Annotated in this window: 18 protein-coding genes; 7 read left to right on the top strand and 11 right to left on the bottom strand. The window is 46.3% G+C overall.

What is annotated here, in order from left to right:
- Positions 1–5 precede the first annotated feature (5 nt).
- Genes AZI85_RS14325 through AZI85_RS14335 form a run of 3 tightly spaced genes read left to right on the top strand, consistent with a single transcriptional unit; the run spans position 6 to position 3,562 of the window.
- Complete coding sequence (locus tag AZI85_RS14325; protein WP_253721009.1) at positions 6–488, top strand: hypothetical protein; 483 nt, start codon at positions 6–8, stop codon at positions 486–488.
- The gene (locus tag AZI85_RS14330; protein WP_063244717.1) at positions 485–1,366 is read left to right on the top strand and encodes a trypsin-like serine peptidase; all 882 of its coding nucleotides are present in this window, start codon (positions 485–487) and stop codon (positions 1,364–1,366) included. The genes AZI85_RS14325 and AZI85_RS14330 overlap by 4 nt, the downstream gene beginning before the upstream one ends.
- A 54-nt stretch (positions 1,367–1,420) precedes the next feature.
- Positions 1,421–3,562 (top strand): ATP-binding protein, encoded by a 2,142-nt coding sequence (locus AZI85_RS14335; RefSeq protein ID WP_063244718.1) that lies wholly within the window; start codon positions 1,421–1,423, stop codon positions 3,560–3,562.
- Here the strand turns inward: AZI85_RS14335 and AZI85_RS14340 are convergent.
- The 4 genes from AZI85_RS14340 to AZI85_RS14355 all read right to left on the bottom strand — a co-directional run bounded on the left by AZI85_RS14340 (position 3,496) and on the right by AZI85_RS14355 (position 7,388).
- Positions 3,496–3,948: a YiiD C-terminal domain-containing protein gene (locus AZI85_RS14340; RefSeq protein WP_063244719.1), complete on the bottom strand. Its 453-nt coding sequence runs from the start codon at positions 3,946–3,948 to the stop codon at positions 3,496–3,498. The genes AZI85_RS14335 and AZI85_RS14340 overlap by 67 nt on opposite strands.
- Complete coding sequence (locus AZI85_RS14345) at positions 3,939–4,784, bottom strand: sulfurtransferase (protein ID WP_063244720.1); 846 nt, start codon at positions 4,782–4,784, stop codon at positions 3,939–3,941. Before AZI85_RS14345 ends, AZI85_RS14340 begins: the two co-directional genes overlap by 10 nt.
- A 120-nt stretch (positions 4,785–4,904) precedes the next feature.
- Entirely contained in the window at positions 4,905–6,383 is a 1,479-nt protein-coding gene (gene lysS, locus AZI85_RS14350; RefSeq protein WP_063244721.1) for a lysine--tRNA ligase, read from the bottom strand.
- A gap of 81 nt (positions 6,384–6,464) precedes the next feature.
- A complete protein-coding gene (locus AZI85_RS14355) occupies positions 6,465–7,388 on the bottom strand; it encodes a class I fructose-bisphosphate aldolase (protein ID WP_063208509.1) in 924 nt (307 codons plus the stop codon).
- A 198-nt stretch (positions 7,389–7,586) separates the two neighbouring features.
- On the opposite strand from AZI85_RS14355, the gene AZI85_RS14360 reads away from it, so the two are divergent.
- A complete protein-coding gene (locus AZI85_RS14360; RefSeq protein WP_063244722.1) occupies positions 7,587–8,132 on the top strand; it encodes a NifU family protein in 546 nt (181 codons plus the stop codon).
- Positions 8,119–9,462 carry an MATE family efflux transporter gene (locus AZI85_RS14365; protein WP_253721010.1) on the top strand — a complete coding sequence of 448 codons (1,344 nt, stop codon included), beginning with the start codon at positions 8,119–8,121 and terminating at the stop codon, positions 9,460–9,462. The genes AZI85_RS14360 and AZI85_RS14365 overlap by 14 nt, the downstream gene beginning before the upstream one ends.
- Here AZI85_RS14365 and AZI85_RS14370 read toward each other — a convergent pair.
- From AZI85_RS14370 to AZI85_RS14390, 4 genes are all read right to left on the bottom strand, one after another.
- Entirely contained in the window at positions 9,459–12,197 is a 2,739-nt protein-coding gene (locus AZI85_RS14370; protein WP_172795339.1) for a hypothetical protein, read from the bottom strand. The two genes, AZI85_RS14365 and AZI85_RS14370, sit on opposite strands and share 4 nt — an antisense overlap.
- Before the next feature lie 74 nt (positions 12,198–12,271).
- Complete coding sequence (locus AZI85_RS14375) at positions 12,272–13,666, bottom strand: MFS transporter (protein WP_063244724.1); 1,395 nt, start codon at positions 13,664–13,666, stop codon at positions 12,272–12,274.
- A gap of 97 nt (positions 13,667–13,763) precedes the next feature.
- Positions 13,764–15,839 (bottom strand): AarF/UbiB family protein, encoded by a 2,076-nt coding sequence (locus tag AZI85_RS14380; RefSeq protein WP_063244725.1) that lies wholly within the window; start codon positions 15,837–15,839, stop codon positions 13,764–13,766.
- 174 nt (positions 15,840–16,013) lie between these two features.
- On the bottom strand, positions 16,014–16,808 hold the full coding sequence (locus tag AZI85_RS14390; RefSeq protein WP_063244727.1) for an MOSC domain-containing protein: 795 nt from the start codon (positions 16,806–16,808) through the stop codon (positions 16,014–16,016).
- Between the two features lie 301 nt (positions 16,809–17,109).
- Between AZI85_RS14390 and AZI85_RS14400 the strand changes: the two genes are divergently transcribed.
- Together AZI85_RS14400 and AZI85_RS14405 are read left to right on the top strand one after the other, a co-directional pair.
- Positions 17,110–17,415, top strand: coding sequence for a helix-turn-helix domain-containing protein (locus AZI85_RS14400; RefSeq protein WP_063244729.1), 306 nt, complete (start codon positions 17,110–17,112; stop codon positions 17,413–17,415).
- Positions 17,412–17,930 (top strand): hypothetical protein, encoded by a 519-nt coding sequence (locus AZI85_RS14405; protein ID WP_063244730.1) that lies wholly within the window; start codon positions 17,412–17,414, stop codon positions 17,928–17,930. Before AZI85_RS14400 ends, AZI85_RS14405 begins: the two co-directional genes overlap by 4 nt.
- 103 nt (positions 17,931–18,033) lie before the next feature.
- On the opposite strand, the gene AZI85_RS14410 is transcribed toward AZI85_RS14405, so the two are convergent.
- The 3 genes from AZI85_RS14410 to AZI85_RS14420 all read right to left on the bottom strand — a co-directional run bounded on the left by AZI85_RS14410 (position 18,034) and on the right by AZI85_RS14420 (position 21,047).
- On the bottom strand, positions 18,034–19,005 hold the full coding sequence (locus AZI85_RS14410) for a deoxyhypusine synthase family protein (RefSeq protein ID WP_063208523.1): 972 nt from the start codon (positions 19,003–19,005) through the stop codon (positions 18,034–18,036).
- Positions 19,006–19,118: 113 nt separating this feature from the next.
- Positions 19,119–20,174 (bottom strand): class I SAM-dependent methyltransferase, encoded by a 1,056-nt coding sequence (locus AZI85_RS14415; RefSeq protein ID WP_063244731.1) that lies wholly within the window; start codon positions 20,172–20,174, stop codon positions 19,119–19,121.
- 69 nt (positions 20,175–20,243) lie between these two features.
- Positions 20,244–21,047 (bottom strand): hypothetical protein, encoded by an 804-nt coding sequence (locus AZI85_RS14420; protein ID WP_063244732.1) that lies wholly within the window; start codon positions 21,045–21,047, stop codon positions 20,244–20,246.
- Positions 21,048–21,173 lie beyond the last annotated feature (126 nt).

Raw genomic sequence — 21,173 nt, forward strand, 5'->3', positions numbered from 1 at the left:
CCTTCATGAAATCTATGCTTCTGATCCTTACTTTCATCGCGATTTTTCCCCTGTCTGTCTTTGCCAAGGCCCCGGCATGTTTGGATAAAAAAGATCGCATGGATTTTAACGAAAGCCGCCTTCTGGCTTATCGCGATGAGATGGAAAAGAAATTTACCGCTCGCGCTTTTATTCAAGGCCGTATCGTCGAGGTGATGGAAGACCGCCAGAAGCACGTGCATTTTGAAGTAGATTTGGACGAGGATCTTTCAACAAATGAAGATCGCATCGAAGTCATCTACAATACTAAATTTGGGCCTTTGCCAGAGTTCAGAGCGGGCGACGTTTTAGTAGCTTGCGGAGATTTCGTTGTCGACCCTTATTCTCCCTTCAAGGCCGTTGTGCATTGGTTGCACATGAGCCCGAATCTTAAATCTCATGAGCACGGATATCTTTCCATCAATGGCATCGTCACAGGCTTAATCAACCCGAAACCGGAGAAGAAATGAGATTTCTAGTTTTTCTTCTTCCCTTTGTATTTGCAGCTTGTGGGCAAGGTCCTGCGGTGTCTTCCGATGTTGTCCTGAAAGACGGTCAAGGCGTTATCTATGGTGAAGACACACGTAAAGACGTCGAATCTGTCGGAGATATTTCGCAAGTGGCGCAAGCCACCGCAATGCTTGTTCAAGAATACAATCTTTCCAAAAGAGACGGCGCTTGGAAACCCCGTCTTTCTACCTTGGGTCGCAGCTGGCCGTTGTGCGAAGATGAAAAGTTTTTGGATCAACCTCTTTTGGGTTTTTGTAGCGGTGTTTTGATCGCACCGGATAAGGTCCTAACAGCAGCGCACTGTGTGCAGAAAAAAGATTCTTGTGCCGACACGAAGTTTGTTTTTGCCTGGACGATGAATAAAGCTCTTCAGCCTTTTAAAGATGAAGAAGTCTTTCACTGCAAGAACATCGTGAAACAGGAAAGCAGTCTTTCTCGTGGGACTGATTACGCCATCATTCAATTAGATCGCGAAGTTCCCGGCGTCAAACCCGTGCAAATTTCTAAAAGGAGTTTAGAAAAAGGCGAAAAGGTTTTGAGCCTTTCTTATCCTTTGGGTCTGCCCATGAAGCAAGACGCCGGTATCGTGACAGAAAACTCTGCAGAAAAGCAGACCTTTAAAGTCGAAGTCGACACTTTCGCCGGAAGCTCGGGTTCACCTCTTTTTGACAGACAGGGAAACCTTGTCGGCATCTTAAGTCGAGGCCAGGAAGATTTCTTAGAGGATGACATTTACCGCGTGCGCACCGAAGGCGGCTGCATTCGTTTCAACCGCTGCCAAAGCGGCTCTTGCTTCGGCGGAGAAACTTTCTTTAAACCCGCGGCCATTGACCTTTAGCACATTTCACAGTCGTTCTTAGCCCGCTTTTCTTATTCTGCCTAGAATAGAAACATGGATACAAAACGTTTGCCGTGGTGGACTTGGGTTCTTCCTTTCGTCGTTCTCTCTTTGGGGACTTGGGCGAGTCTGCCTTTTACATCTATCCAGGGAGTCTACTGGATTTATTTTCCAATCAATCTAGCTGTCGCGATGACTCTGTGGTGGGGGCCCCGTGTTCTGATTGCGGTTTTCTTGAATGGTCTTTTAGCGGCTCCACTTTTGGATCTTCCTCGGCCTGTTTTGTATCCCATTTATGCCGTTCCTGAAACTTTGGAAGTTTTCATGGCATGGATGCTGGTCAAAGAACGTTTCAAAACTTTTTCGTCTTGGCGAGCCAGCCCCAAGAATATCACGCTCTTTTCCGTGTACGGAATTTTGATCCCCTCTGTCGTGGCTTCAGCGTTGATTCAGGCAATTTTTGTTTTTACAAAATTCAGTTCTCCAGAAGCTTTTTTATGGAACACTCTGGTCACTTCTATTGGCGATATGACGGGTGCCGTATTTATCACGCTGCCGGCGATGATCTTGGTAACGCCGTCTTTGTTTAAGCGAGACCTTTCGTTATTTCCGATCGACTCTCGTCCTCCCCTTCGCATCTCCTATTTAACCAAGAAAGAACGCCTCGTATGGATTGCGGGCATCACCGGAGCGGTGTTCTTAGGTATGTCGGCCCCTTTCACCCAAACCTGGTATGTATTTGGTATTGGTCTGTTACTTTCAGCCGCTTGGTACGGGCTTTATGCCGCGATTCTAATGAACACCATCATCATGATGTTGGCCGTTCCGCTGCCGAAGCTTCTCAACCTGCCATGGGCCAATGATCCCTTTGTTTTACAGACACCGGCGACACTTTTGACTCTTTGTTATTGTTCTCTTCTTACGGGTGCCGCCATCACGACCTTGACGGACAAACTTGTCAAACTTCGCGAAACCGAAAGTGAACTTAAAGCAGCACGGGATCAAGCCGAGGACGCGTCTCAAGCAAAGTCGGAGTTTTTGGCACGCATGAGCCACGAGATCAGAACCCCTTTAAATTCGGTCCTGGGAATGTTGGAACTTCTGAAAGAAACCCAGCTTTCAAAAGATCAAGCGCGGTATTTAACTTTGTTCAGTCATGCCGGTGAAAACTTAAAAGCCTTGATCAATGACCTTTTAGATTTTTCTAAAATCGAAGCGAAAGCCTTGAGTGTTGAAAACGTCAGCTACAATCTGCACGCCACCGTTCGCAGCGTATTTGAAATTTTGCAAATTAAAGCCGAAGAAAAAGGTCTGCACTTTGAGCTGCAACTAGAAAACTCGGTTCCTGTTCAACAATGGGGAGACCCCACTCGGTTGCGCCAAGTGCTTTTCAATCTTATCGGAAACGCACTTAAATTCACTTCAGAAGGAAACGTCAAAGTCATCGTTAGAATCGTGAACGAAGGTGGCGAGAAAATATCTATTGAGGTGCAAGACACCGGCATCGGCATTCCTCGCGAGAAACAAGCAAAACTCTTTTCTCCTTTCTTTCAAGCGGATGTCGGAATTTCCAGAAAGTATGGCGGTACTGGATTGGGCCTGGTGATCTCGAAAAATCTTGTCGAGATTATGGGCGGAACTTTAGAAATGAAAAGCCTTGCGGGTCGAGGTACGACATTCCGTATTCTTTTGCCTCATCGTCCCGATACCACCACACATCTTGAAAAGAAATCATCTCCGGCAGCAGCGTGGAGCACACTTTTTCCAAACAAGCGCTTTCGCATTCTTTTAGTGGATGACTCTGAAGACAATCGGGTCCTTATTATCCACTACCTAAAGAATCTTCCTTTTGACTGTGAAGAGGCCGTAAACGGACAAGAAGCCGTCGAAAAATTCAAAGCCAAACGCTATGACTTGATTTTCATGGATATGCAAATGCCTATCATGACAGGTTACAAAGCGACAGAGACGATTCGTCATTGGGAACAAGAGATGAAAATTCCGCACACGCCCATTATTGCGTTAACGGCCACTGCGGTGGTGGAAGATTTAAATCGGACATTAACGTCGGGATGCGATGCCTATGCCGTCAAACCAGTAAAGAAAGCCGAGATTGTTCAGATCCTGGTTCAAAGCTTAACGACGAAATCGCCTTTAAAAGATGACTTCAGTGAGCCACCATCTGCGACAATGTGAGATTGAATAATTCCGCGAACTTTTCCTTTTGTTTGAAGAGTTTTATAAAACTCTTCTTCCTCTTCGCTGGAAGGAAACTTACAAATCACTTCAAAGTCTGTTTCAACCGGGCGAAGATATTGGATTTCGCCTTTGGCGATGACGATGTTTTCTGTAGGAATATTGCGTTCTTTCAGACCTGCGAGAACTAGAGCATAAGCAGCAAGCACCGTCACGGCATACTGACTTCCGCCAAAGGCCGTACCTTTGTGATTCTTGCTTTTTTCTAAAGCCACTTTAAAATGCACTTCATGCGAACGAAAAGTAATAAACTCAATGCCGAGATGCTCGTAAAGAGTGATCTTATCTTTAAGAATGTTTATGAGCTCTTGCGGATTTACTTCCACTGCTCATAACCTCCCGCAAAGTTCGTGGCTTTTTTAAAGCCCAGATACTGTAAAGCATAGGTCGCGGCTCCGGAGCGGACACCGTGATTGCTAATCACCAGAATGCGTGTGTCTTTGCCAATGTTTTTTTCAGAAAGAAGTCTTTCGATCTTTTTATCAGGAAGACCTTTTTCACCAAAGAAGGACGTCCAATCAATATTCAGGACCGGCGCTTTGACTTCGCTCATTTGAGCTAAACTGCGCAAAGCAAATTCCTGTGATGAGCGTACGTCCAAAATCACAAGGCCATTGCCACCATTCAAAGCCTGAATTTTAAATGTCTTAAAATCTACGGCCAGTTCCTCTTGAACTTTAGGTTTCCAGTAAGGTTTATTCTGAACGGGAGGCACTTCCCGTGTCGTATTCATTTCACGATAAGAATTATGAATGACTGTATAAACGTCTTTCACGCCTAGAACTTTTAAAGTCCAAGCAATACGTCCTTCTTCGCCCGCGCCTTGAGGCCCTTTCCCGAGCACTAAAACTTTTGTGTCCGGATCAACACCAATTAAAGACAAGCGACGAGCCAATGCAAAGAGGTCACCTTGCAGAAGCCCTCGAGATTTAGGGTTTTGTGAAGAGAAGTCTTCCCAGCGCACATTGATCGCTCCGGGCACATGTAAAAGATTAAACTCAAATGGAGGACGCGCATCCAGGATCACCGGATTGCCTTTGATAAGCTTTTCAGCCGTGACACTTTCACCCATCACCGGCTCTTCAGAAACAACTTTCGTAGGCTGTTGCTGACATCCTAAAAAAAGAACCAAACTGATCAATGTTAAAACAAAGATTCTCATTCACGTCCCCCTTCACACCAAGTGCGTAACAAAATGGTCGCGGCCGCGGCGCGAGGAGGAAGGCGTACTCCCAGTACGCCGACGACGAGCAACAAAGGCCCCGGCCATTTTGTTAGCACCCTACTTGGTAATTCTCATTGTAGGGAAGAAGATGATATCCCGGATACTTGGACGATCCGTCATAATCATCACAATACGTTCGATACCAATTCCCACGCCACCTGTCGGCGGCATACCTGCGTCGATGGCTAGCAAGAAGTCTTCATCCATCGGATGCGCTTCTTCGTCATTCGCGCGGTTGGCTTCTTGTTCTTTCAAACGTGCCAATTGATCTTCTGGATCATTCAGCTCAGAATACGCATTACCGATCTCCATGCAAGCGGCGAACGGCTCAAAGCGCTCAACCAAACGACCATCGCGACGGTGAATCTTGGTCAGTGGAGAAATCTCTACCGGGTGATCCATCACGAATGTCGGTTGCCACAAGTGTTGCTCTGCTGTCAGTTCGAAAAGCTCCATGATCATCTCGCCTTTTTTACCAGGCTTTTCAATGTCGCCACCGTTTTTACGGATGGCTTGGAACAATTCTTCTTCGGTCGCTTTATCTGGATCAATGCCCGCGTATTCGCGAACACCGTCAAAGACCGTCAGACGGCGCCAAGGAGGAGTGAAATCAATTTCTTTCCCTTGATAAGACACCTTCATGCTGCCTGTGATTTTCAAAGCCAGCTGCGAAATCAACTCTTCAAATTGTTTCATTTGATAGTTGTAGTCAGTGTAAGCTTCGTAGAACTCTAGCAACGCGAACTCTGGATTGTGAGTGCGGTCGATACCTTCATTACGGAAGTTTTTAGAAATTTCGTAAACTTTTTCAAAGCCACCCACGATCAGGCGTTTCAAATAAAGCTCTGGCGAAATTCTCATGTAAAGCTTCATATCCAAAGCTTTGTGATGAGTTGTAAATGGAGTCGCCGCAGCACCACCATACACCGGCTGCAAGGTCGGAGTTTCCACTTCCATGAAACCACGGTCGTCTAAGAAACGACGGATTTCTTTGATGATTTTAGAGCGAGTTTCAAAAACTTTGCGAGACTCTGCATCCGAGATCAAATCCAAGTGACGGTGGCGATATTTGATTTCGATATCTTGAACACCGTGGAATTTTTCTGGCAAGGGCTCAATGGTCTTTGTCAAAATTTGGAAGCTTTTTACGTAAATTGAAAACTCGCCTTTTTGAGATTTAAAGACATAACCTTCGATACCCACGATATCGCCCAAATCCACAAGGTTGAAAGCTTCACGGTCTTTTTCAGCAAGCTCTTCGGTTTTAACGTAAACTTGCACTGTGCCCGTTTGGTCTTGCACGTTGAAGAAAGAAGCCTTCCCCATCATACGCAAAGTCATCAAACGACCCGCGATACGGTAAGAGAACTCAGGCTTCTTTTCACCGGCTTGCAAAGTGGCCGCGTGCTCAGCAACAACTTCAGCGATCTTCGCTTTGTTTTCAAAAACGTACGGATAAGGATTGATACCTTTTTCACGAAGAGCATGAAGTTTTTTACGTTTTTCCGCTCTGAGTGGATTTTCATGAATGGACATTAAATTGAGCTCCAAAAATTATTACGAGGAAAAAGAACCTGGTACCTTTTTCCCACGAAGGGAAGCAGGTACCTTTGAGAATTATAGTTTTTTGCCGGCGAAGGCTTCCATGACGTTGTGAAGAAGTTCAAGAGCTTCTTTCTTTGGACGTTGGAAGGCGTTGCGGCCCATGATCGAACCGAAACCGCCACCTTGAGCTAGATCCGAAACCTCTTTCAAGATTTCTTCAGTGCCCTTGGCTTCTCCACCAGAGAAGATCACGATGCGTTTACCAGCAAAGCAAGATTGAACAACGTGACGAGCGCGGTCTGCCAATGAAGAGACTTTGATACCTTGTTCTTGGTAAACTTTTGCCGCTGCGGCTTGTTCGATGTGAGCTGTTGGCGGTTTTACCTTGATGATGTGGGCGCCCAACTGAGCGGCGATGTGTGCAGAGTACGCGATCACGTCGATAGCAGTTTCACCCTCTTTAGAGATTTGTTCACCACGAGCGTAAGACCAGATCACAACAACAAGACCCGCTGCTTTCGCTTCACGAGCCGCTTGCGCGATTTCTTCGTATTGACCTTTGCGTTCTGCAGATCCTGGGTAGATTGTGAAACCGATACCCACGCAACCCAATCTCAAAGCATCGTCGATGTAAGACGTCAATGCAGAGTGCGGGCGCTTGTCTGTGTAAAGAGTGTCAGAGTTATTGATTTTAAGAATCAATGGGATTTCGCCCGCGAAGTCACGAGCCACAGCTTCGATAGCGCCCAGTGGAGCCGCATAAGCATTACAACCAGACTCGATCGCCAATTGAATGTGGTAAGCAGGATCATAACCATCTGGATTTTTTGCGAAAGAGCGAGCCGGACCGTGTTCGAAACCTTGGTCCACCGGCAAGATCACCATTTTACCTGTGCCTGCAAGTTTACCGTGATTCATGATGCGAGCCATATTAGCTAGCACTCCAGGATTATCAGCTCCGTACCAACTTAAAATCTCTCTAACTCTAGGTGTCATCTCTGCTTCCCTTTCGATTAATCAGCGTAACTTCAAATAAAGCTCACAAAATAGACTGCAAAACCGCATAAATTGAGGCTTAAGCCGAGATAAGTTAGTAATATTTTTTGAGATAATCAAGCGCGTCTCATGGATTAACACGCTTGGCAGAAAACACTCTGTGATATACTGTGCCTTGTCCGCAAAAGAGGTCTTTTTATGAATAAAGTGACGTTCGAAAACACACCCAATCCCTCAACCATGAAGTTTCTTTTAGGAAAACAAGTGACTTCAGAAGGATTTGACTGCCCGACAGCCGAAGAAGCTGAACGTTCGCCTTTGGCCTCGAAAATCTTTGGCTTCCCTTGGACAAGCTCCGTTTACGTCGGTCCTGATTTTATCACTGTGACTAAGCAAGACTGGGTCGACTGGGATCTTCTTGCTCAACCTTTAAGCGGATTGATTCAAGAGCACATGGATCGCGATGAACCGGTCGTGGTTGAGTTTGTCGCCATGCCTGAAGACGATGAAAACGACTTGCCGATTGTTCGTAACATCAAGTCGGTTCTAAACCGTGAAATCCGCCCTGTGGTGGCTTTGGATGGTGGCGACATCGCTTTCTATAAATACGAAAACAATATTCTTTACATCCACATGAAGGGTGCATGCTCCGGATGTCCAAGTTCGCAAATCACGTTGAAAGACGGCATCGAAACGCGAATGAAGGAACTTTTCCCGGAGATTCAAGAAGTTGTCTCAGTCTAAATTTTTTCATGAAAGTAAACTCTTAGCCAAACTTTCAGGTCCCATCGTTGTCGGCCAAGTAGGTCAGAATCTGATCACACTCGCCGACACGATCATGGTGGGAGCTTTAGGTCCGTTGGCTTTAAGCGCTTCGGCTTTTGCCGGAAGTGTTTTTATTGTCTTTTTGATTTTTGGTATCGGCATGCTTTCGCCGATCACCGCCTTGTTTGCCCGCATGCAGGGACAAGAAAACTACCCTTACGGAGGAGTGCTTCTTCGTCACAGTGTTTTTGTGGCCTTGGGAGTGAGTGCTTTCACCATTGGATTGCTTTATCTGCTTGCGCCGAATCTGCATTGGTTTGGACAAACGCCCGACGTTTTGGAATTAGGAAGCAGTTTCTTTAAGATCATTACGTGGTCGATTCTTCCCAGCTTGATTTATCAGACTTACAAACAATTCACCGATGGCATCGGTAAAACTAAAGTTGCCATGTATGTGATGATGTTGGGCGTAGTCCTGAATATCGCCGGCAACTATGTTTTGATTCATGGGCATTATGGATTTCCTAAAATGGGACTTGATGGGGCCGCCTGGGCGACGCTGATAGCGCGTATCGTGATGGCGGTGATCATGATGCTTTATGTTCATGTGCATCCTCACTTTAAGCATTACATGCAAGAGCGTTGGACTCACCGCTTCGATCACCATCTTTTAAAAAATCTGATTCGCTTAGGTATTCCGAATGGACTGACTTATATCTTTGAAGTCGGTGCCTTTTCAACGGCCGCCGTGATGATGGGATGGTTTGGTGCGGGACCACTCGCCGCTCACCAAATCACGATCAGTCTGGCGAGTACGAGCTTTCTTATCACTTTAGGAATTGGTATCGCGGCTTCCATTCGCGTGGGTTACGAACTAGGTCGCGGGGATTATTCTTTAGCGCGTTTTGCTGGATTCACAGCGATAAAACTGGGCGGCGCTTACATGAGCTTGTGTGCTCTTGGATTTTTCTTTTTACGCGAGTGGTTTCCAACCTTCTATGTGAAAGATGCTGATGTTATTGCCTGGGCTGCACAGTTTTTCATTGTCGTTGCCATCTTTGAAGTCTTTGACGGTGTTCAAGCCGTGGCGATCGGGGCTTTGCGTGGAATGAGCGATACGCAATGGCCAAGTATCATCGCATTTTTCGCATACTGGATTATGGGTTTGCCGTTGGGATACTTATTGGCATTTCACCTTGGCGTGGGACCCGTCGGAATTTGGATTGGTCTTTTGATCGGCCTGATTTTCGCGGCCATTCTTCTGACATGGAGATTCCATGTTCTTAGTAAAAGATTTTTGAAGAACTAAAGTTCGTAGACGCAGCGGAAACCGCCGTCAGTAAAGATAGTCGAGGCATCACCGGAACGAATGGCACTGAAAACACCTATGCCTTTGGGCGCAGTGGAAACGGAACTACCGCCTCTCCATATGACGTTACCGGCGTTGTTTGAAAGATCTATTCTTCCGAAACCACAATAATCCACACCTGAAGGCGCAGAGCAAGTTTGATTCGTCCCGTATTTAGTTTTCACCGCACTAGCGGCCAGCATCGAGACGTAGTCTGCTGTTTGCGGTGAAACCGAGTCCGTATCACTCACAAGCTCCATGGCATTCCCCGCCATATCCCAAACGGATTGATTGAACGGCAAAATATGTTTGCGCTTGTTACCATTACTCGCACAAAGAGCCGTATCGGTTTGAGGCCAGCACGGGTCACTCTCTTGCACGGCACTTAACGAAACTATCTGGTTGTTTCCGCGGTGTAAGATACCGACGCCCACTGAATTATTTGTCCAATTCTCTGCACGGCGAACAATGAGATCCGCAACTGCATTCCACTGATTATTACTAATCAGAGTGTACCCCACGCCTAAGCTATTACAGGCTGGAATGGCCTGCATAAGAGTCGCACTCACTGGAGCCCCGGTAGGAATAAACTGCGGCGCATTCGCATTAACTTTTGCTTCATAGCGAGCGACACAGAAAGGTTGTGCCTGATACGGCTCATTATAGACGTACGCGAAATTGGCTGGACATGATGTAGAGACATAAAAGCTTTGCGCAATCCCACCGGCATTTCCATGTGGGTCCTTCACTTGCACTTCAACTCTGTATTGAACACCGGGCTCAACCAAGGCGTTATTCAGCAGGATTCCCGTCGTTGACAATGCCACTTGCGACCAGGCCATGATTTGCAAGTTGTCGCTTTGACGGGAAACTTTCATCCAATACGTCAATGGATCTGGATCCGCCGGAGCCGTAAAGGAAATAGTCGGCGTCAAATCAATTCTTTTAGGAATTGCTGTGATCGAAAGACCCGTCACAGTCCCTGGCGCTACCGAATCAATACCTATGTTACTTGCCGTCAAGCGACTGGAAGGAGCCGTCGGCAGCGCAAGGTTTGCATCCGTCCCATTCACGGCATCTTTGAGTGTGCCACCATTCGCACTGACGTCTGATATATCCAAGGCATTGACGTCGATATTCACACCCGGGAAGTAAGTGAAACGAAATAATTTATTGTCGGTCCCAGCAACCACAGAGCCGGAAGAAAAATTGACGGTTTCTCCTGTATTCAACGTCACCCTTGGAGATCCGCTAACAACAATGCTTCGGCTGAACTGAAGATTAATGACGATAGCGTCTCCAGCCCTATAAGTCACATTCGTAGAATCACTGTAAGCTCTGGTGATAGCAGGCACCGGAAGCTGCACGGAAAATGTATAAGCATCATTCAAAGCCGTCGTGACTCGCGCTAAATTATCTTTGGCACTAGCGTAAACTTTGTAAGACACCCCGTTCGTCAATGTGCACCCGCTAAAGACAGCATACCCGGTTGTCACATTTCGCGTCGGACAAATTATGGTTCCAGACATATCCTTAATTTGCACATCATAAGAAACAGCGTCGACGGAGTTTGAAAAATCCACGCGCAAGACAGTTCCCGTAAGCACATTATCAATCGTATTGTCATCGACGGTGGACTGAACACCTGTGATCGTGAAGTCGCCAGGACCTGAAGTGTCTTTCGTCACGCTGACTGTGACGCTGGTTTCGTTGCCAACCGCATCTGTCTGTTGAACCTGAATATCCGACGCCCCTTCTGGAAGAACGATATCACCTGAAAACTCTTTCGTCGCCGAACAGGTAAAAGACGTAGAAAGAAGCCCGTTTACTTTCACGTTCACTGGCAAAAGATCTTCGCTGCAAGTTCCTGCGATAGCGAAAGCAGTTCCTGTTGAATAGTCTGCATCAGTAAGAATCGCGCCCGCCGCCGGTTTCGTCACAAGAATTTCTGGCGCATCTAAATCGGCCGTCACCGTTTTTTCGATCTCTGCGTAAGCCCGACTGCTCGCTGAGGCCGCGTGCTTCACCTTGTAAGTGAGGGGACCTGACGTGATCGGACTTTTTAAAGTGGCATTCAAAGAATAAGTTCCGCTGTCGCAAGTCACAGTTTGTTTGGTGGCAAAGACGTCGGTGACTTCAACAAACCCCGCTTGTTTTGAGCAGGTTCCTGAAACCGTGTAGCCGTTGGCTACTTGATTCGGGCCAATCAAATCTGATGTTGCAGAGACTGAAGGAGCTTTGAACAGGACATTCAAAGTTTTATAATAAACAGAAATTTCGCCTTCATGGTTTTTCACCGCCCAGCGAATTTGAAAAGGCTGACGGAAATCGCCCGGTACGGAGGGCATAAAAGGAGCTGCATAGGAGCTGGGAATGCTAAAAGAAATCTTACTATCATCTGCGCAGTTCGTATCACCACCGGCGATTAGTTCTGTGCTCTTCGTCCAAACCTTTGTATCTGGATTTTGAATTTCTACGTACTGGATATTAGCACTGCATTCGGCCTCGAGCTGAATGGAAGACTCGGTGGCATCAGGCAGCAGATCTCCGTTATTTTCATTCGTGATTTTAAATTCAGACTTATTCAGGATGGCGGGATTTAAGAAGGCCATTTCCAACGAACGCTCGGTGCACGCCGACAAAAGCATGACCAGCGAAAGACATAGAAATGAATGGATTGGCGCCCCTAACCGCATACTAGACTTATCGGAGCGCCCCTCGCGAATCTGAGGTTCAAAATGAGAATACCCAGATATTTATCAGAATTTGTTTAGACCCGCGTCTTCCCACTTTGAGACGGTGCAATCGAGTGCCAGCGAACGCTGCGGTCTTCTTTGATATAAATGCTTCCGATCACAAAAGTCATTAAAGCAACTCCGATCGGATACATCAAACCCGCAAAATGATTACCCGTTGAAGCCACGAGTGCCGTCCCAATAAAAGGCACAAGCCCACCGAAGACGCCATTGCCAATGTGATAAGGCAAAGACATCGACGTGTATCTGATCTGCACAGGGAAAAGCTCAACTAAGAACGCCGCTATCGGGCCATAAACCATCGTCACGTAAACCACCTGGATAAAAACTAAGATCGTCAGCATGACGACGTTAGGATTCACGGCTGTGGCCGTCGGATTGGCGGGATCCCAACCCGAATAGGTTTCCATCGCCCGATAAATTGGATAGTAAGTTAAAGCGGCAATCAGACATCCTGCCATCATGATTTTCTTACGGCCGATTTTATCTGACATCGCTCCAAAGACGATGAAAAAAGGCGTCGCAAACAAAAGAGCTGTGGCAATGATCTGATTCGCCAAAACGAATTCGACTTTTAAGACTGTCTGCAAATAATAAAGGGCATAGAACTGTCCTGTATACCACACAACCCCTTGGCCCGCAGTGGCTCCTAAAAGCGCTAAGATGACCATGCGGCGATTTTCTGGCTGCATGAAGCTTTCGCGCAAAGGACTTTTCGAGGTTTTTCCTTGCGACTTCATTTGCATAAAGACTGGAGACTCCTCCATGCGGCGACGAATAAGATAGGACACGATAACAAGCACCACCGACAATAAGAAAGGAATGCGCCATCCCCAATCGGCGAACTCGGCTTCACCCATTGTTAAACGTGTTACTAAGATGACGCCCAATGAAACGAAAAGACCCAATGTGGCTGTGGTTTGAATAAAACTGGTGTAAAAGCCCCGCTTTCCGTCAGGACTGTGTTCGGCAACATAGGTGGCGGCTCCGCCGTACTCCCCGCCCAGCGCCAGTCCTTGCAGCAAACGCAGCAATAACAAAAGAATCGGCGCTAAAATTCCTATGCTTTCGTAACTAGGAAGTAAACCAATGACTGTGGTCGCAAGACCCATGATAAGAAGGGTGATCATGAAAGCGTATTTACGACCGACGACGTCCCCGACTCTTCCGAAGACCAAGGCCCCGAAAGGTCTCACGATAAATCCCGTCGCAAATGTAGCTAGAGTTCCTAATAAAGCGACAGTTTCGTTTCCTTTTGGAAAAAACTGCGCCGAGATGATGGTTGCTAAACTTCCAAAGATATAGAAGTCATACCACTCGATCAAAGTGCCCGCACTGGAGGCCGCAATAACCTTCCAGACATTTCGTTTTTCTGTCGTGCTGATAGTCGCGTCCGCAGATGAAGCCATGACAGGGTCCCCCTTTTTTCTCCATTGTGGAGAGGCGTGAACCCTGCAACAATCAAATACTCTATGGATTACTCACTCTTAATTCGCGGAAAAGGGATTAAAGAAAAATAGCTTCGCAGCGTAACGCCCCCGCCGCAGGAGCCACAACCTTTTCCTTCGCACCGAAGATCACACTTTTCATTTCGCTCCAACCTAATTTGATCAGGTCCGCGCGAGAAATCTTTTCTTCCACCACAAGCTTTTGATAAACCATCGCCGGATGTGCAACCGCATAACTTTTCATCATGCTCGTCACAGTGAGCTTACTTCCAGCATCGGCCAAAAGCTTATTCACAATAACAATACCGCGGTTCAAGCTGACAAATTCGTAAGGAAGTTTGATTCCGTTATCCATTGCAAAAGCTGTCCAGTGCTCTAAGGACGTATTTACTTCGGCACCGGAGTGGATTCGGCGAATGCGCTCAGCCACCAAGCTTTGCAGCTGAGTTTGATTGACCGTATTTCTATTTTTATCGCTCAAATTCCAGAAGGCACGCGCAATCAGTTCCGCATTTAAAAGTTCAGTTCCAGCGCCCAAGACCATCACCTGACGTTGCATCGACTCGGAAATCACTCCACCCATACCGAAATCCAGAATGTGCAGACGAATCTTAGGATCTGTGACATGCATCATGAAGTTACCTTGATGCAGATCCGAGTGATAAAAGCCGCCACCGAACATCACTTCATTGGCCCACAGTTTGGCCATGTTTTCGATAACCGCCTTCTTCATTTCGGGAGCGACTTCTTTATAAAGCGCCACCTCTTTATCGAGTTTTTTTCCGATCACCATTTCTTGAACCATCAGATTGGATTCACCCGTCGATTCATAGATACGAGGCACGTTGAACTCGATGTAGTTCTTGTATTCCGGAGTCTTCATCAAAACTGTTCTGTCGTAACGAGTCTTTGCCAACTGCTGACGACGAATCGTGTCTTCTTGGCTGAGTTCTGCCGTTACGGTCGCTGTGATATCCTCAATAATGGGCGTAAGCTTCGGTGCTCCTGTTTTACGGAACTCTGGATTGTTATCCAGAATTTTTGCGACTTCCGTCAGAATAACTTTATCCTCTTGCACTCTTTCAGCAATACCCGGCTTGATGAAACGCACGACCACGTCATGGCGCTTTCCATCCACGGTGATTTTAGCGCGATGAACTTGCGCCATTGTTCCTACACCCAAAGCTTTTCTTTCAAAATAAGTAAACTTGTAGTTTCCATGTTCTTTACTGACGATTTGCTCGACTTGCACCCATGGCACGGGACGCACCGAGTTTTCTAAAGTGCGGAAGACCTCGAGCATTTCAGGGCCTAAATCTGCTTGGCGTGCGACGACTTGCAAAAGCTTTTGCAATTGGGGACCGCTATTTTGCACCATGATTTCGAACTTTTTCATGTCCGAGATTAAAAGATCTCCGCCCAAGTAAGAAGACACGATGAGCTTTTTTGATTCTGGCGACAAGCGCGAGAAGTATTCACTGAACATGGTCTCCATGAAGATTCTCATGGTCTTATCTTGCTGTTGAGCAAAACCATTTTGCGCGATTTTTTCGCCCACGCGGTCTAACTCTTTCATACGGTCTGCCAACAAGGCTTCACTTTCTTGCAGGGCCCAATTTTCCGCAATTTTTTGCGCTTCGGGATTTTGCAAAAGAGCCATCGCCTGACCCGCAAGCTTTTCCATATCCAAAGATTCGCCGCTATTTTGCTTTTGCGCCATGGATTTTAACTGCTCTTGTTGCCACTCTAAATAAGTATCAATCTGTTTTTGGATGCGAGGACTTTCGGCCTCAAAGATTTTCATGGCGCGAGGACCTTGTTTTTCCAGAATTTCAAGATCCAGCTTCACGCTGTGAGTATTTGGCCAAGCCCCTTTATGCAGACGCAAGAACTCTTCAAAGTTCTTCACTTTGACGTGTTCCACTTCTTTATTATAGACGCCTTGGAAGTAAGCTTTGGCTCTTTCTAGAATCTCTTGCTTGTTTTCCTGAGACTCCCCTTGAGCTAAAAGCGCATAGGTCAACGCCAGTCTTTGTTCAAAAGACAGGTGCAACCCCGTAGAGGCTGGCGTCGCCGCCACCGCAAACTTCACGACAAAAACGAACAAAACAAATATGAATTTTGCCTTATACATGCTTCAACCTTGGAAAAAGACGTTCATTCGGGAAGCAAGAGTGCACGGACCAGGCCGCTGTAAAGATGCGGTTAGGATTTTATGGACTGCTAAAGGATTTTACAGCGACGTAAATTGGCAGCCTGCGGGTCATTTTTACCTGATGATCCAAGGCAGACTCAGAAATGATTTTTTTTAACCTAGAACCTCAAGACTGTCGGTTTTTTGAATAAGACCTTCGTTTTCAGGAATCCACAAGGTGCCAAAAAAGACGCCTGCGCCTTCCTTACGATAAGTGGATAGGGTCTTTAAAGGCTCAGGGCCTTTCTTTTCGCCGGTCACTTGATCGATCGTGATCATCACACAACGAGCACTTCTTTTCGGTTGAGAAAAGGTCACTTCCCCAATGCGGATGCGATTCCACCCATCCTCTTCAAAGGCCGTTTGCCCCTGAAAAATGATATTGGGACGAAAGCGATCCATTCCCACAGGTTCGGCCAATCGGGAGTTCAAATCTTCAAGGCTTTTCGTATTTACCAAGAGCAAGGGTCGCGCATCGGCAAAGCGCACTTCGGGCTTCCAGGTTTCTTCTTGTAACGAACGAACACGTCGGTGCGAAAAGGGAGCATAGCGAACGAGTTTGCAGTTCACCCCTAAATATTGCGAAATACCCTGGGAATATAAATCAGGCTCAAGGGCGGCTTCAAAACTGTCATTCCAAACTTGAACGGTGATTTTTCTTTTAAAGGAATTGTTCTTCGAGATCTTAAAGAACATCTTCTGAAAGCCGATAGTCAAAGAGGCTTCATCTTGAAAAACTTCAATCGTTGCAATCTTCGGCAAAGATCTTTGCGAAAGAAATCGGCCGTTTTCATCCACCAGCATCCACTGGCGATCCCCTTCGGGTCCTTCCGTGGTGATTTTCATATCTTTCACGTTTTGCGCTCGCGCAGATTTAATGGGATAGATAAAAAGATCTTCGATTTTCATGCTAATGATGCTTTCGTTTTGTTTCCGCAAATGCAAGCCTTAACTGGCAGTGTTGCATTCCCGGCTTGCATTTCTAAAGCATCTTTATATACTGGTTTTGCCAAACGGCTTTGAGGCTTTGGTCTGTTGCCTAAATGGACTACTCGTAGGGCTGATGTTTTCACTTCGTTATCAGCTCGATTAAGACACATCGAAATAATTATCCCGTTCACGAGAACTTGTTCTCGGAAGCGAGAATTTTGTACCTGAATCATGAAAGTTTTTAAAAACTAAGATTGGTTTGGTCGAAAGGTCTTTTTCTATGAGCCTGACTCAAAGTTTACGCCGCATCTTAGATGATCGAAAGCTCACGGTGGCCCAGCTATCCCGGCTCTCTGGGGTTCCTGCTAAAACTATTTATCACTGGTTGGCCGGACAGCAGCCCCGTAAGATTGAACATTTGTTTCGCATCAGTGATATTTTGAACCTCTCTATCGAGGAGCTTTATGGCCGCGGAAAGAAAGAATCCAGTGCGGACTTAGCTCCTACGCGTCTGACCGAGCAGATCAATGCCGGTATTTTCGAGGTTATACTTCGTCCCTATGGAAAACGTCAGGGCGAACCGTGAAAGAGTCGTTGCGCCTGGCTTTGATTGCGGCGGGCTTGTCGGTCTGTCTTATTCTTTTGGCGGAAGCCAACTCTCCGGAACCATTTTTATGGAATGAGGTCGTCGAGCGCTATCGCTTTCATCAAAATGCCGCCAACTTCTTGTCAGAAACACAGGATCTTTTCGAAAATCCCCAAGCCTGCGGATTGTTCTTACTTAACAAAAAACACAAAGTATTTTACCAAGGTGCGACTCAAGATTCTTCAGAGACTTTGCTTGAGCTGACCGATGAACTTAAAAGCCGCATTCCTTCCGGCCTTGAAATTCATCGGCTTTGGCTTGGAGACTATTTACAGAAAAAAGATATTCGTAAAGTTGACGGAAAGTCCTACATTCAGTTTTCAACCCGACTTTTCTTTGAACTGAGAGCAATCTCCTACCCCTGGATTGAAACCAAGAGAGCCTCTTTCCCCGCCTATGTTGTCACCACTCGCGAGGGAAAGATCTTAGATTGTGCCGCACAAACTTCTTTTTAACCGGCATTCTTGATCGCTTTGATCTGGGAGGCGCCAAAAAATAAAAAAGGGTCTCTGCTCGAGACCCTTTTTTCTTATGAACGTTCTATGAAGGAACTAAAAATTACCAACCCAAAACATAACCGAAGATCAAAGGCGCACAGATAGTCGCATCCGATTCAACGATGTAGCTTGGAGTTGTTGGAGCCAATTTACCCCAAGTGATTTTCTCATTTGGAATAGCACCAGAGTAAGAGCCATAGGATGTTGTAGAATCAGAGATTTGGCAGAAGTAGCTCCACAAAGGAACGTCTTCGTGACCCAAGTCTTGCTCAAGCATTGGCACTACGCAAATTGGGAAGTCTCCCGCGATACCACCGCCGATTTGGAAGAAGCCGACAGGAGCCGCTTTAGAAGCACCCATGTACCACTCAGCCCAAGTCTTCATGTACTCGATACCACCTTTAACAGTTGTGGATTTCTTGATGTCGCCTTTAATGCAGTGACCAGCAAAGATGTTACCCAATGTAGAGTCTTCCCAACCTGGAACAACCATTGGAAGATTTTTTTCAGCCGCAGCCAACAACCAAGAATTTTTTGGATCGATTTGGTAGTACTGCTCTAGTTTTCCAGAAAGAAGAATTTTGTACATGAATTCATGTGGGAAGTAAGACTCGCCTTTTTTATCAGCGTCTTGCCAGTATTCCAAAACCACGTTTTCAATACGACGGATGGCTTCTTCTTCAGGGATGCACGTGTCAGTCACACGGTTTAAGTGCTTTTCCAAAAGTTTTTGCTCATCTTGCGGAGTCAAATCACGGTAGTTCGGAATGCGCTCGTAGTGATCATGCGCAACCAAGTTGAAAACGTCTTCTTCAAGATTTGCACCTGTACAAGAAATAGCGTGAACTTTTCCTTGGCGGATCATTTCAGCCAATGAAAGACCTAATTCCGCTGTCGACATAGCACCGGCTAGTGTCACAAGCATTTGGCCTTTGTTATCGATGTGTTTTTTGTAGCCTTTAGCTGCGTCTTTCAATGCAGCGGCATTAAAGTGGCGGTAGTGATGATCGATAAACTGTGTAATAGGTCCCATTTCAGCTCCTTGTGTTTTTAATGAAAGCTGAAAGGCTTCACGCCGGTTGAGACCGTTTAAAGACTTCTAGCTACCATCAAAGGACCCCGAAAGTAGCACTTTTAACGTAAAACTCAAGAAGAGAATGGCTTTTGCCCGACAACGGCCTTGGCGAAAAAGCCCTGATCCTTTTTAATTTTCGCGAAGCCTTGGTAAGACAGCAGGCCTTCCATCGGATTCATTGTGTAGTTCTTGTAAAAAGGTTCATGAAAGTCCACAGGGAATTGCTCTAAAGCCCAATCGAAGTCTTTGGTATCCTCTTTTTGCACAGAGTCGACAAAGCCAAAGAGTCCACCTTCCTTCAAAACACGGTGACCTTCAGCTACGGCCTGGCGACGAATCTCCAGAGGCAGCTCGTGAAATAAGAAGCAAGAATAAACAAAGTCGAACTTGCCACCCTGGAACGGCAAATCTTCGGCCGCTCCTTGCACAAAATCCAGGCGATCAAAATCGTGCAAATTGTCTTGAGCCTTTTTCAAGTAAGGATAGCTCAAATCTAAAACCGTGATGCGCGCCTTAGGGAATCCGAGCTTCATAAAACGCGTCAACCTTCCGGTCCCCGCCGCCACTTCCAAAAAGTGCAGCCCCTCGCCCTGGCCAGGATAAAAATCTTTCACCAAAGGAATGATCAATCTGCGCATAGCATCCGCCGCACCGGAGAAAAGAATTTCCACTTGGTGCTCATAAAGATCTGCGGACTCTTTCGTTAAATAGCCGCCCGTTTGAAAGTGGAAATTGCGCTGATAGTACTCAGGGAGTTCTTTAAGAAACTCGTTAGCTTCTTCGTTAAAGTCTTTTTGATTTCGATCCATTCGGCGCTTGGCGATTTGATAGCCATCCATAATGATACGCGGATAACGACGAAAATGCTCCGCCAAGTTTTCTGGCTTTAAAACATCCATTGGGTAATACCCGTGTTGAATGTTTTCGGCGTCCTTTTTTAAAAGACGATACAATTCGGTGTAGGCCAATTTTATTTTTTGAGGTTCTAACGAATGACGGTGTTTGCGCTTTCCGGTCGTCAGAAATTCAAAAATAGGAAGGGAAAACTGTTGAGCCGCAAAATGAGCAGAACGAGCCAAAGAGTATCCCAAGGTGATTTTGTCCTGATAGGGAATTCGCAGCTTCATAGAAACCTACTTTCCTTCTCAGAATACTCTTGAGTCTTGCGATACACAAGGACCGGTGAAGCGAAGACTCTACTGTTCCTTAGCAATTGGCAACGTGCAACGGCCGTAAGCGACAAGGCCTTGAGGAATCTTATCCTGCGTCAAAAGTGCAGAATCGCGCTGACGAGTGCGCACGAGTGCATGCGTGCTTTCTAAAGAAGATTCAAAATATTCGACGCCGACAACCTTTTGCGTTTGCATTTCACGATAGATAACCGTGTGAGTGATCGAATAGGGAACGCGCTCGGAGGTCTTATCTAAAGCCCCCTTACCCTTACTATGATAGACTTCCAGTTGTTTCTGATAGTACTCACCTTGATGACGGTCGACGGATTCAATCGTGGCCTCAATCACTTCCGTCGCTACCGCAGTTCGACCATCAGCTAAAGTCAGCGTCCGGGAAGCATTTCCTATTTTAGCGGAATTAAAATAGGCGTTGATATTTTTAAAGCCTGAATAAAAGCGACGCGAAATCTCTGCCGCCGATAGCTCCCCAACGGTCGCATCCGAAGAGATTTCAAAACCGACACAGCCTTCGAAGTGACGAGTGGACTCACTTGTTTTTACCCGATCTTGCCATGAAAGCACGCCAGGAATAACGGTTGCGTATTCTGTGCTGTAAATATCATTCGTGGGCATTTTGAAAAGCTCAATTCCGGGTGCTGCAGCGACACGTCCCCGAGAATCAACGGAATAAATCTTTTTGAGAAGCGAATAGGATTGGTCAAACAAAGCCGCGTCTTGAGAATCAAGTGACGTTATGGCCGCTTGTGACGACAAGGAAAGGCTGACGATAAAAGACGATAGAATGAAGGCAATTCTTGGCTTTTTCATAAACGACTCCGAATGAACTTCTAAGGAGCCATAAGTATGCCATCTTAATGAGTGTCTTAATCTTTATAAGGTGAAAGACCCGCCTAAGAAACTAGGCAGGTCGACGAAAATTGGCACTGAAGGCCT

Source organism: Bdellovibrio bacteriovorus, assembly GCF_001592755.1.
Lineage (GTDB): Bacteria > Bdellovibrionota > Bdellovibrionia > Bdellovibrionales > Bdellovibrionaceae > Bdellovibrio > Bdellovibrio bacteriovorus_E.

Coding starts and splice junctions, on each gene's coding strand:
- AZI85_RS14325 (WP_253721009.1), top strand. CDS start 6: ATGAAATCTATGCTTCTGATCCTTACTTTCATCGCGATTTTTCCCCTG.
- AZI85_RS14330 (WP_063244717.1), top strand. CDS start 485: ATGAGATTTCTAGTTTTTCTTCTTCCCTTTGTATTTGCAGCTTGTGGG.
- AZI85_RS14390 (WP_063244727.1), bottom strand. CDS start 16,808: ATGAAAATCGAAGATCTTTTTATCTATCCCATTAAATCTGCGCGAGCG.
- AZI85_RS14420 (WP_063244732.1), bottom strand. CDS start 21,047: ATGAAAAAGCCAAGAATTGCCTTCATTCTATCGTCTTTTATCGTCAGC.
- AZI85_RS14370 (WP_172795339.1), bottom strand. CDS start 12,197: ATGCGGTTAGGGGCGCCAATCCATTCATTTCTATGTCTTTCGCTGGTC.
- AZI85_RS14345 (WP_063244720.1), bottom strand. CDS start 4,784: ATGAGAATCTTTGTTTTAACATTGATCAGTTTGGTTCTTTTTTTAGGA.
- lysS (WP_063244721.1), bottom strand. CDS start 6,383: ATGTCCATTCATGAAAATCCACTCAGAGCGGAAAAACGTAAAAAACTT.
- AZI85_RS14355 (WP_063208509.1), bottom strand. CDS start 7,388: ATGACACCTAGAGTTAGAGAGATTTTAAGTTGGTACGGAGCTGATAAT.
- AZI85_RS14410 (WP_063208523.1), bottom strand. CDS start 19,005: ATGGGACCTATTACACAGTTTATCGATCATCACTACCGCCACTTTAAT.
- AZI85_RS14375 (WP_063244724.1), bottom strand. CDS start 13,666: ATGGCTTCATCTGCGGACGCGACTATCAGCACGACAGAAAAACGAAAT.
- AZI85_RS14415 (WP_063244731.1), bottom strand. CDS start 20,174: ATGAAGCTGCGAATTCCCTATCAGGACAAAATCACCTTGGGATACTCT.
- AZI85_RS14400 (WP_063244729.1), top strand. CDS start 17,110: ATGAGCCTGACTCAAAGTTTACGCCGCATCTTAGATGATCGAAAGCTC.
- AZI85_RS14335 (WP_063244718.1), top strand. CDS start 1,421: ATGGATACAAAACGTTTGCCGTGGTGGACTTGGGTTCTTCCTTTCGTC.
- AZI85_RS14360 (WP_063244722.1), top strand. CDS start 7,587: ATGAATAAAGTGACGTTCGAAAACACACCCAATCCCTCAACCATGAAG.
- AZI85_RS14380 (WP_063244725.1), bottom strand. CDS start 15,839: ATGTATAAGGCAAAATTCATATTTGTTTTGTTCGTTTTTGTCGTGAAG.